The organism is Corynebacterium sp. HMSC074A09 (genome assembly GCF_001811545.1).
Classification (GTDB): domain Bacteria; phylum Actinomycetota; class Actinomycetes; order Mycobacteriales; family Mycobacteriaceae; genus Corynebacterium; species Corynebacterium hiratae.
The window spans coordinates 1-259 of the sequence record NZ_KV805101.1; the positions used below are offsets into that span (position 1 = coordinate 1).

At 56.4% G+C, this 259-nt stretch carries 1 protein-coding gene; it reads left to right on the forward strand.

Annotated elements, in window-relative coordinates:
* Positions 1 to 74: 74 nt before the first annotated feature.
* On the forward strand, positions 75 to 259 hold a 185-nt coding region (locus HMPREF2807_RS01245), incomplete at its 3' end, for an rRNA adenine N-6-methyltransferase family protein (protein WP_304439946.1).

The window sequence follows — 259 nt, forward strand, 5'->3', positions numbered from 1 at the left end:
AAACCGCTCCGGTCCTTTAGCCGGGCGGCTATTTGTCATGCCCGGCTCCGTTTCAACTCCAAGGAGCACACCTGATGTCTGCATACGGATACGGCCGTCACGAGCATGGCCAAAATTTTCTCACAGACCACAAGATCATCAACTCCATCGTCGATCTTGTGAAACAAACCTCCGGCCCCATCATTGAGATCGGGCCAGGAAGCGGTGCCCTCACTCACCCGATGGCCCACTTGGGGAGGGCGATAACGGCAGTTGAGGT